Raw genomic sequence first — 8474 nt, 5'->3', positions numbered from 1 at the left:
GGCGAACCGGACGTCGAACCTTCGGTCGATTCACCTTCGGTCGATTTACCGCCAGCGGCTGCACCATCGGTGGCAAATCGCACCCATAAGAAGAACAACTACAAGAAGACCAACAATCAAGAAGAAAAAGGGAAGAAAAAACCGCCGCCGCCTCCTGACGAATCTCACCAACCGCGCGAGGACGGCGCGACGCGGCGGCGGCCGATCGTCGAACTCGAAACCGCAATCCGCAACGAGAACCTGTCCGCCCGTTTCGACAAGCTCTCCCACGACGACCACACCGCGATCATCAGCCTGATTGACGTGCACGGCATCCCGGCGCTCGTCGCCGTCGCCAAGTTCAGCCATCGGGCTGACGACCCGGCCCGCTTCGCCCAAGCCTGGATACCGGCATGGTCGAACCTCCCTGCGCCTCGCAGCAGTTCCACAGCGCCGTCGTGGACGTCGTGCGGTGAGTGCGACCCGAATGGCTGGGTTGAAACCGATGACGGCAGCGCCCGCAAACGCTGCCACTGCCATCCACGCTCGTCGGGCGGTGCCCGATGAGAGTCACACGTTTCGATGCTGTTCTGACCTACGCCCTCGCCGCTCTCGGCTTGTGGCTCAGCTACACCGCCCTCGCGGACCTCGCGTCACGCGCCGGGCTCGGAGCCCACGAGGCCGCCGCGTGGCCGCTGGTGGTCGACGGGCTGATCCTCGCTGCGACGCGCGCCGTCGTCACCTTCGGCGGCCATGACGCGCGTCGGTACGCATGGGTCCTGTTGGGGTGCGCCGCGTCCGCGAGCATCGTCGGGAACGTGGCGCACGCGGTGCTCCCGCCCGGTCCGGTGCACCCGGCAATCGCCGCCGTTGTCGCAGTCGTGCCACCCGTTGGCGCACTCGCGATGACGCACCTCGCCGTCGTTCGCGCCAGGGTGCGTCAGGATGTGGAACTGCACGCCGCAGGGGGTGCGTCACCGCAGGTAGAGGGTGCGTTGTCGATCGAGGTGAATACTCCTGCCCAATGCGTCGCTCCTCGTGGCGACGAAGTCCCGGCACCTGAACCTGTCGCACCTTCGCCCTTTACCGACGCAACCGGAGACGAACCATTGACGCCTGACGCGCAACCACCGTCTCCACCGTTGGACCCAAGTGACGCAGGCGACGCACCGGTCGAGGACGTGCGTCAGCGAGTACTCGACCTCCTCGCTGAGGGCGGGATGAGCGGACGTGCGATAGGGCAACTCGTCGGTGTCAGCGAAGCGACGGTACGTCGATACCGGGACAAGGCCGCCGCCGAAGCGCGAGAACTACCCGCGGCATGACTGCATCCGCGCGTGGGCGGATGACGGCGGATGACGCCGGGTATATCCCGTCCGTCTGGTTTGATACCGGGGAGATCTCGCACACTTCACGAACAGAGGGCAGCACATGGCACCGCGATTCAATCCAGCTCCCGGATGGCCCGGAGCGCCTGAGGGCTGGTTGCCCTACGAGGGCTGGGCACCGGACCCATCATGGCCGCCGGCACCTGAGGGCTGGCAGTTCGTAGTCGATGATCAACAGGCTTCCGGAGTGAGTGGGTTCGCGAATCGCATCCGGTCAGCGACTCAGGATTTCACGGCCCGATCGTCTGTCGAGTCGTCCGCACTCGAAGGCGCACCGGACGTTCTCTGGTCGGCTAAAGGACAGCCTCTGACCGGGATCGGCGGAGGCCGCTACCGACTGACCGCGACGACGTTGTTCTTCGAGCGCGGCACGCTGACAACGAATGCGCAGCAAGTCCCGACGAATCAGCTGTTCGACATCGACCTCCGACAGACGCTCACACAGAAGACGCGCGGTGTAGGGGACGTCGTCGTGCATGTCCAACGCGCGGCCGGCGTCGAGCAGGTGATCCTTAACGACGTTCCGAATCCTCGCGAGGCAGTGAACATCATCAACGAGGTGTCGAATCAGGCGCGCATCAACGCGCACACGATGGCCAACACTCGGCACTTCACCTCCAATCCCGCGCCCGCGATGCCCGTAGCGCCGCCAGAAGCAATGCCGCCCGCGACTAATCAGCCAGATGCGATCGAGCAGCTCACAAAGCTCGGACAGCTTCGCGACGCTGGAATCCTCACCGACGACGAGTTCGCCCAAAAGAAGGCGGACATCCTCGCCCGCATGTGAGCAGGACCAAACGACGAATCGCCCCGCACCTCCTACGGAAGGGATGCGGGGCGATCCGTTATGGATGACCGGTCAGCTGGTGATGAGTTCATTCCCGGTGAAGTAGCGCGAGTGAGTGAACGTCAACGTCTCCAGGGAATCGCTGGACAAGGCGACGATCTCAACATCTGAGTCCGTCCGTTCCGTTTCCAGTTCGAGTCGTCGTTCCATCGCTTCGCGCGCACCTGGGAATTCACTCACCTTGCGGTCGCGGGTTTTCCGGTTGAACTCGATTACGAAGTTGGGCATCGCTCACACCTCCTCTAGGCGGTCCATGCTACGCCTCAGCGCCTGCATTTCAGCAACATATTCCCGTAAGAACTGTTCCAATTGGGACCGTACTACCTGTATATCTGGCACGGTCCGTTGATCCTCGGACCGTTCGTCCATAAGTCCCTGCTTGGTCGCCTCCTTCAGCAGAGACCCGACGTATTCCGGACCCAAATCGATGGAGAAGTCGCGGAGTTCCTCGAGAACGCGAAGGCTGTGCGAGAGTCTGTGCATGGCTTCGACGGTGGCCTGAGCGTCCGAATCGGGCGCAGGCTCGTCGTAGCGGATGCCACGACCAATCCTGTCACCGAGCCGTTCGTAGGTGTTGGCCCACTCGCTTTGTCCCTCTGTGCGAATTTGGATTTCGACACGGCCCGCGGGGCAACGCACCCATAAGTGGAAAGCGCGATACCCACTGTGCGGCTCGTTGCGCAGATCCCGTTTGCCCTGCTCTTCCACCTCAAAATGATCCGCGAGTACCTCAGCGAACAGGGTCTGTTGTCTTAATGTGAAGTCTCCGTCGACGCGCACACCGGCGATGTCTTGAATATTCTCCAGACCGATGCCGGACCGTCCGAGTTTCTGTACGAGCGTGTCCAGGGTTTTGCCGCGTGAACTGACTCGCAGCTGGGTGTTTCGTAACCCGGAGTCAAACGTGGACCATCTCGTGTTCGCGATAATTCCTGCGACCTCCGATGCCAGCTCGTGATGCCAGAGCATCACCTTCTCGTAGGTCGGGCATCCGTCGGGCGGTAGATCTCCAGCGAGAAGCGCTTTGCCGAGCTTGTGGAGCTTCTTCCTCGACCACTCCGGCGAATCTCGCAGTTCCATGTGACAACTCAACCACAGCCGAAAAAGCGCGCGAACACAAAATGCCCCCAACCTCGGCCGCTGCACGCGGTGAGGTTGGGGGCATGTCATGTGGCTGCGGATTGGCGGGAGTTAGAGCGCTCCTCCGCACCAGCGGTCGATACGGCCACCGTTGACGGCTCGTAAGCCGATGTACGTTCCGGTGTAGGTGGTCCCGGTTTGGGTGTGCACGAGTGCGTCGTTGATATACACCAGCAGCGAATTGGTGGTGATCTCGGCGCGAATCCGATCCCCCGGTGTGAAGGTACGTGTCCCGCTTGCCCAGGTCGTGGGGTCGACGTTGCCTGCTCCGATGTAGCCCGCCCGCCAGCCAGTGGGAGTCAGGGTCGCGAACATGCATGTCGCATTGGAGCTGGCAGTCGTGCCGGACCGAAGGACCACCCCGGCCTCGCTGCTGACGGGAAGCTCCGCCACGACAGCTTCCGCCCACTGCGGTTGACCGCCTGGCGGGGTGGGCCAGACGTACCTCATCCGGGCATTCGTGCCGCCGCGCGCACTCGCGCCGTCCGGAATCACGAGGTTCGCATCGGCCTGGGAACTGATCTTGATCCAGCCCGGGCCGGTGAGATTTGGCCTGTTGAACGCGTCCCAGAACATCGTCTTCAGCGACCACAACAGAGTGTCGTTTTGGACGATATAGCGGACTTGCTTTGCCACCCCGGCCACTGCGTACCGGATGTCGTTGATCGTCTTCGCTACCCCGGCAACGGCGTAGTGCCCACTCATGGCGTGTAAACAAAGTAGAAGGTGCCGTTTGTAAGCGTGCCGGGTAGCGAGGTGACTGGAATGATTTTGTTCGTGTCCAGCTTCGCGTCCATGGCTGCGTAGACGTAACTGAATTCGTCCGCGAGACCGGTGATGTCAGCCGGGCTGTGTGAGTGGGCAGTCGGTGTGCGGGCGTTGGTCAACCGCGCATCGTCGGTGACGACGACGGCCTTACCGCCCTGCTGGAGCGCCCCGGTGAAGTTCTTCGTCCCTCCGACCGACTGATTGCCCACCAGATTAACGACCGCATCGGCCATCGCCCGCAGGCCGATCGCTGCAGTCAGCGCGGCCGTCGCTCCCTGTTCAGCCTGAAGTGCGGCGGCGATCTCATAGATAGTGTCCAGAGTCGCCGGGGCTTCACCGACGAGAAGAGCGATCTTCGCAGAGACTGCAGCGGACACCTGCGCTGCGTCCTGTTTGTCGTCGACCCGATCAGACAGCCCGGTGAAGGCAGCGTCAATGCCTTCCATCAGGTTTGTGAAGGCCTCCTGGACTGGACCCGAGATCTCCTTGTCCGCGTCACGAGTGTTGTCGACGCGGTTCAGTTCCGACAACCTGCTCTCGTGCGCCTTCGCGGCCTTGTGGAGGGTGACGTGATGTGAGTTGTGCTGCAGGTCCCCGTCGTTGACGACAATGGGGAGCGCGGCGATGTCGTCACTGAGAGCCATCATCGCCTCCACTGTCAGGTTCGGCCTTCGCAGCGCGCACGAACGTTTCGGTAGCGACATGCAGATCTGGAGACGGCTCGCCGTCCGGTTCCGGGGTGATCTCGACGGAACTGTCGATCGGATCGGGCGTCACCGAGAACGCCGACCTTGAGACGAGATCGCCGTCGCGGTCGTGCCCTTCGATCACCAACCACTTCTTCGACACGTCGTAGGTAGGGGTGAAGGTGATCCCGTCGAGTCCCTCGACGTGGAAAGTCTGCGCTGTCATAGGTCTCCTGCTTTCCATTCGTTGAATCCCACGGACGGGATCGAGTAGTAACCGAATACGGCACCACGGTGTGTTGATCCGACCTCGAACCCTTGACGTCGGAAACTTGGACCGCTGTCCGATTCGCTGGACATGTCCGTCCATTCGAGGATCGGGTTGTCGTTGACGTATGCGACGTACACCGACTTTCCGAGCGTGGGGCCGGGAATCGAGGAGACGGTCACGTGCAGTTCGACCCAGTCACCGGCCGACCAGTTGTACGTCGTCGAGTTCTGAGTCATGCCGCCGGGGCTGACGAACGAGTAGACACGGATCTCGATGAGTCCGAATCGAATTCCGACAGTCACGGCGCGGGTCATGTCTGCGTTCGACCGCAATGCGAGCTGCGCTCGCGGATTGTCCTGCAGCGATGCTTGCGAGCGATCGAAGGCTGTGATCTTGCCGGCCACGTACTGCGAATCGGTGTTCACCTGGAGCACGTACACCCCGCGGGAGAGATCGTCTCGCTGCGCAGTGAAGTTACCGTGATTGATTCTCTTGCACTGCGCGATACCGTTCGCGATGTCGATACCGACGCCGTACACCGCCCAGTTCGTACCAGGGTTCGACCCGTTCGGGCGGTCGAACAGATCGAAGTACGGGATCTTCTGCAATCCGCGTGTCTGCCCCATGAACACGAAAGGAATCCACATCGATGCGTTGTCGAGCTGTGCGGCGGTCAGCGAGGACGGGAAGTCGGACACCCCCGCACCTCCCGGCCCGTTGTAGCTCATCCCCAGGCGCGAGGGGTGCACCCCGGCGGCTGCTGCGCCGTCGGCGGTGACCTTCCCCACCAGATTGCGAACCGTCCCGGACCCGGTCTGCAGCATCAGCACTGCGTAGCAGTCGCCCGCCTTCGCGGTGATCTGATTCGCGGCCGGAATGTTGACCACGATGTCCTGTGCCTTCAATCCGAACTTTCCCTGCTCACCCGCTGCCGGGCTCGCCCACACAAGCGAGATGGTTCCGTTGAGGAATCCCGAGGAGTCGCGACCCATCTTGAATACCGCTACCCGGAACGTGGCCGGAGTGGCCACAGACTGCTCCGCGATCTGAAAGCCGACGGTGTTGTAGATCCGATTGCGGGTGGCGTTGATGTACGCGATGTCGATGCGACGAAGGGCCATCGTGTAAACCGGCTGCGCCCAGACGATCTCCGTGGTGACCTCGTCGATGAAGTGTCGGTGGGTTCCGCTACCTTCCGAACTCGTCCAGCCCTTGATCCGCCACGGGATCGGCTGCAGATCGCCACGCGGAAACACCGGGTCTTCGATCGGGTTGAGCGAGACGTGCATCGGAACATCGGTCGGGATGTCCGAAATCGCTGCCTTCGTGCCGAGTTCGAGGTTCGCGGCCGCGATCGCGTCACTGTTGCGGATGTTCTCCGCCTCGTTCGCCGCCGACTTCTGCGCCGCTGCTTCCGCTTCTGCGCGGGCAGTGATCGCCTCGTTCTTGGTCTGCTCGAGCGCACCGCCCTTTCCTGGCTGCCAGATTCCGTTCCACCAGTCCTTGATGCCCTGAATCAGATTGTTGATCGGGGTGACGACGACATTGTTGAAGATGTCGATGATCTGACCGACGATACGTTCGAGGGTTTCGAGGCCTTCCTCGACGAAATCGAGTGCAGCGTCGAACAATCCCTCGATCCAGCCGCCGCCGAGCCAATCACCGATCTGCTTGGCGCGGCGGGACATGATGTCGGCGGACTCGTCCTCGGTGAGGTTGATCGCCGGCGGTCGTTGCGGCGCGAACTGCTCCTCGTAGAACGCGGCGCTCATGCTGCGCTCACCAGCTGAATGCGCAACTGCGCGAGGTCCCTCCGCACAGCCCACCCGAGCAGGAACCCAGACCGCAGTACCGCAACGCAATACAGCGTGACCGGAGTGCCCGGAGGAATGACACCGACGGTCGAGCCCGGCTGGTAAGCAGTGTCGGAATGCGCACGGAACATCACTTCGCGCCATCCCTCTCCGTCCTGGCCCTTGCCGAGTCCGACGAGCTGACCACTAGTCGGGTTGTCGATTCGGATCTCGACGTCGACCTGATGGCCGAGGTTGTTCTTCACGTCCACACCCCCGGAGAAGTTGAACCGGTACGGATACGGCTTCGCCGGAATCGGCACCTGCACCAACTGATGTCGCTGCTCCGACGATTGCTTGGACGCGTTCGGGAACGAGGCCGGCGGGACGACGTATTCCTCGAGGACGGAGATCGGCTGAACGGGTCCGAACTTGCCGTTCGATCTCATGGCGATGACCTGACCGACAGTTGCGGGTGTGCCGCTGTCGGAGTAGTCCGTCGACGCCGCGATCGCCGCAGCCGGTCCCGTGTCGCCTGGCCTGCCTGGAACTGCCGGAATGCCTATGGAGAGAGTCTGATTCGGCGCGGTTCCGGTGATGTCGATCGTCGGTGCGTGACCTTCGGCCAGCATCTCGATCGTGCCTGCGGTCAGCTTGTTCGCCGGACCCTTGTCACCTGGAGGACCCTCACTGCCGATCCAATTCGAGTGTGACTGGAAGCCTTGCGAGGTCCAGAACTTCACCGTGTTCTCACCCGCGACGCGCCAACCCTTGCCGTAATCGGCACTGGTCAGCGTTCCCGGCTGCGGGATGTTCGCGGCCGTCGGGACGACGAAGATCTGCAATGCGGGACCACGATCGCCCTTGTCTCCCTTGTAGAACGGCAACCCGAGCACACCTTCTGCGCCGCCGTCCTGACGTCGCCGGATATGGAAGAACGCTTCGGTCTGCGGCGGCTGACCGGGCAGCTGCGCCATACCGAACACTTCCACCTCGACGAGGAGACGTTCGATCGGATCACCGTATTCGCTAGCCACGATCGACCTCCACGTTCTTCGCACTGCCGTTCGTGTCGACAACGACGGCGACCTTTGCCAGTTCCGGGTGCACGCGCATTCCTTGCTTCCACCACTGCGTGGCGATCCGCGCCACCGGACCGGTGAACACGACGTCGACCTCCGGGAACGGTTTCTGCTCCGGAACGTAGATCCGCGCGATCAGAGCGGCGAGATGCTTGATCTCCTCCTGCTCGGCCGCGGTGAACGTCTCGTCGAACCCGAATGGATTCTTGAGCCGTCCTTCCATCTCCTCCTTGAGGAGCGCGGTGCGGCGTTGCTTGTGGCGTCGGTTCGGTTGGCTCACACTCAGACTTCCTCTCGTAATACTTCGGGCATCACGGGCTCGGCGGGGATCTCTACGTGCGGGGCGTGGTGGCGAAGTAGCCCGGTCAGGACTCCGTTGTGGACTCCGAGTGCGCGGATGTACTTCACGGACGCTTTGATCACGCCCTGGTCCTTGACGCGTCCGGCTTTGAGTTCCTCGACCTCACGGCGCAGGCTCCGCAGTTGCGGCGCGAGCCTGCCCACCCACACCGTCAGGATC

12 protein-coding genes are annotated in these 8474 nt (G+C 62.5%); 3 read left to right on the top strand and 9 right to left on the bottom strand.

The genetic code is table 11. The features are described 5' to 3' along the window. The 3 genes from ACFVQ3_RS18625 to ACFVQ3_RS18615 form a co-directional block, all read left to right on the top strand. On the top strand, positions 1 to 546 hold a 546-nt coding region (locus ACFVQ3_RS18625; protein ID WP_387642323.1), incomplete at its 5' end, for a hypothetical protein. After that, entirely contained in the window at positions 543 to 1304 is a 762-nt protein-coding gene (locus ACFVQ3_RS18620) for a DUF2637 domain-containing protein (protein WP_387642320.1), read from the top strand. The genes ACFVQ3_RS18625 and ACFVQ3_RS18620, both read left to right, overlap by 4 nt. Positions 1305 to 1554: 250 nt before the next feature. Further along, a complete protein-coding gene (locus tag ACFVQ3_RS18615; RefSeq protein WP_387642317.1) occupies positions 1555 to 2154 on the top strand; it encodes an SHOCT domain-containing protein in 600 nt (199 codons plus the stop codon). A gap of 72 nt (positions 2155 to 2226) precedes the next feature. On the opposite strand, the gene ACFVQ3_RS18610 is transcribed toward ACFVQ3_RS18615, so the two are convergent. From ACFVQ3_RS18610 to ACFVQ3_RS18570, 9 genes are all read right to left on the bottom strand, one after another. After that, entirely contained in the window at positions 2227 to 2442 is a 216-nt protein-coding gene (locus ACFVQ3_RS18610; RefSeq protein ID WP_387642314.1) for a hypothetical protein, read from the bottom strand. Between the two features lie 3 nt (positions 2443 to 2445). After that, positions 2446 to 3294: a hypothetical protein gene (locus ACFVQ3_RS18605; protein WP_387642311.1), complete on the bottom strand. Its 849-nt coding sequence runs from the start codon at positions 3292 to 3294 to the stop codon at positions 2446 to 2448. A gap of 111 nt (positions 3295 to 3405) precedes the next feature. Continuing rightward, positions 3406 to 4059: a hypothetical protein gene (locus ACFVQ3_RS18600; RefSeq protein ID WP_387642309.1), complete on the bottom strand. Its 654-nt coding sequence runs from the start codon at positions 4057 to 4059 to the stop codon at positions 3406 to 3408. After that, on the bottom strand, positions 4056 to 4769 hold the full coding sequence (locus ACFVQ3_RS18595; RefSeq protein WP_387642306.1) for a hypothetical protein: 714 nt from the start codon (positions 4767 to 4769) through the stop codon (positions 4056 to 4058). Before ACFVQ3_RS18595 ends, ACFVQ3_RS18600 begins: the two co-directional genes overlap by 4 nt. Beyond that, the gene (locus ACFVQ3_RS18590; protein WP_387642303.1) at positions 4753 to 5034 is read right to left on the bottom strand and encodes a hypothetical protein; all 282 of its coding nucleotides are present in this window, start codon (positions 5032 to 5034) and stop codon (positions 4753 to 4755) included. The genes ACFVQ3_RS18595 and ACFVQ3_RS18590 overlap by 17 nt, the downstream gene beginning before the upstream one ends. Then, positions 5031 to 6851: a hypothetical protein gene (locus tag ACFVQ3_RS18585; protein WP_387642300.1), complete on the bottom strand. Its 1821-nt coding sequence runs from the start codon at positions 6849 to 6851 to the stop codon at positions 5031 to 5033. Before ACFVQ3_RS18585 ends, ACFVQ3_RS18590 begins: the two co-directional genes overlap by 4 nt. Continuing rightward, positions 6848 to 7909 (bottom strand): hypothetical protein, encoded by a 1062-nt coding sequence (locus ACFVQ3_RS18580; RefSeq protein ID WP_387642297.1) that lies wholly within the window; start codon positions 7907 to 7909, stop codon positions 6848 to 6850. The genes ACFVQ3_RS18585 and ACFVQ3_RS18580 overlap by 4 nt, the downstream gene beginning before the upstream one ends. Continuing rightward, the gene (locus ACFVQ3_RS18575) at positions 7902 to 8234 is read right to left on the bottom strand and encodes a hypothetical protein (protein ID WP_387642294.1); all 333 of its coding nucleotides are present in this window, start codon (positions 8232 to 8234) and stop codon (positions 7902 to 7904) included. Before ACFVQ3_RS18575 ends, ACFVQ3_RS18580 begins: the two co-directional genes overlap by 8 nt. A 2-nt stretch (positions 8235 to 8236) precedes the next feature. Beyond that, positions 8237 to 8474, bottom strand: a 238-nt coding sequence (locus tag ACFVQ3_RS18570; RefSeq protein ID WP_387642291.1) for a hypothetical protein, incomplete at its 5' end; no start/stop codon positions are given.

Source organism: Oerskovia sp. NPDC057915, assembly GCF_042887685.1.
Taxonomy (GTDB): domain Bacteria; phylum Actinomycetota; class Actinomycetes; order Actinomycetales; family Cellulomonadaceae; genus Oerskovia.
Note: the sequence above shows the minus strand (reverse complement) of the source record. Positions and strands in the feature narration are given on the sequence as shown.